The organism is Rhizobacter sp. P3_B12 (assembly GCF_056402895.1).
The window spans coordinates 1-1,282 of sequence record NZ_JBFUGN010001358.1; the positions used below are offsets into that span (position 1 = coordinate 1).

The window sequence follows — 1,282 nt, forward strand, 5'->3', positions numbered from 1 at the left end:
CAGCTAACCATTGTTGACAATGGCAGACGCGATTCACACGCCGCGATGAACCGCCGGCTCGCCGCTCCGATGCAGTGCCACCGCGCACCAACGGGTGAGCCCGCGGCAGGCCTTGCAAGCCGATCAAGCATCCCCACTTCCAGCGTACGGGGCGGCCACGGTGCCGCCCTCCCGGAAGGAAACGCATGAAAACCACCCAATCCCAGCAACGCAGTGTCAGCGACCTCGATGTCGTGCACGCGCTGGCGCGCCTGGTGCAACGCATGGAAGCGAGCCCGGCCGAGATCGATGCCCACCAGTACCGCACCGTCGTGCAGCAGCTGAGCCGCGCGCTCGAACGCGTCGAGCCGGGCAAGGCCTTGCAGTTGATCCTGGAAGACTGCCCGGCCGCATCCGAGCTGTACGAGAACCTGCGCTACGAACACGCCGGGCTGGTGCGCGCCCCGCTGGAGAAGGCGCTGAATGCCGAGCTGGAGGCGCGCCGCGCGATCACCCTCGCGGCGGCCACCCGGCACTGACGATCACGACGGCAGGAAGTCCAGCGGGTACGTGATGTCGATCTGGTCGACGTCGCGCGCCCCGAACTCGAACTGCTTGATCCGCGCCAGCAGCTTCGATTCCAGTTCCGGCGACTTCAGCTCGCTCGAGACGATCCGGCAATCCACCAGCTGACCCGACGGCGAGATCTTCAGGCTCAGCACGACCTTGCCCTGCAGGCCCGGATCCTCGCGCAACGCGCGGTTGTAGATCGCGTAGATCGCGCCCTTGTTGCGCTCGAACACCAGGCGGATCTCCTCGATCGAACGAGCCGCCTTGCCGCTGCCGCCACGCTGCACCGTGCCACCCGAGCCGGTGCCGTTGCCCGTGCCGCTGCCAGCCGCCGAGCCCTTGCCGCCGCCCCCGCCACCACCGGCCACGCCGGCCACCAGCGTCGTAGACCGACCCGCCAGCCCGCCCCCACCGGTGTTGCGGCTGTAGCCCGCGGTGTTGATGCCGCCGCTGCCACCGGTCGCGTTCGAGGTGATCATCGCCCGGTCCGGCAAGCCGGCTTCGGTGCCCGCGCCCACCCCCACGCCGACGCCCGACCCCACGCCCGGCCCCTGTTTGATGTCCGGCTTCAGCTGCACCGCCAGCGGCGCGCCGCTCAGCTCCTGCAGCTGGTCCTTCATCGCGAGCAGGCCGACGCCCGCTGCCTTGCGGCGCGCGCCTTCGATCTCGCCCGGCGGCTTGTTGGCCTGCGGCACGCGCGCCTCGGGGATCGGCTCCTTCATCTTCACCGGAT

At 69.7% G+C, this 1,282-nt stretch carries 2 protein-coding genes; one reads left to right on the forward strand and one right to left on the reverse strand.

Going from position 1 to position 1,282, the window contains the following annotated elements:
• Positions 1 to 185 precede the first annotated feature (185 nt).
• Positions 186 to 518, forward strand: a complete 333-nt coding sequence (locus tag AC1D01_RS35205; protein ID WP_477874232.1) for a hypothetical protein — start codon at positions 186 to 188, stop codon at positions 516 to 518.
• A gap of 3 nt (positions 519 to 521) precedes the next feature.
• Here the strand turns inward: AC1D01_RS35205 and AC1D01_RS35210 are convergent.
• Positions 522 to 1,282, reverse strand: a 761-nt coding sequence (locus AC1D01_RS35210; protein ID WP_477874234.1) for an AgmX/PglI C-terminal domain-containing protein, incomplete at its 5' end; no start/stop codon positions are given.

What these genes read in the sequence shown, in the direction of transcription:
- AC1D01_RS35205 (WP_477874232.1), top strand. Translation starts at nt 186, where the DNA reads ATGAAAACCACCCAATCCCAGCAACGCAGTGTCAGCGACCTCGATGTC.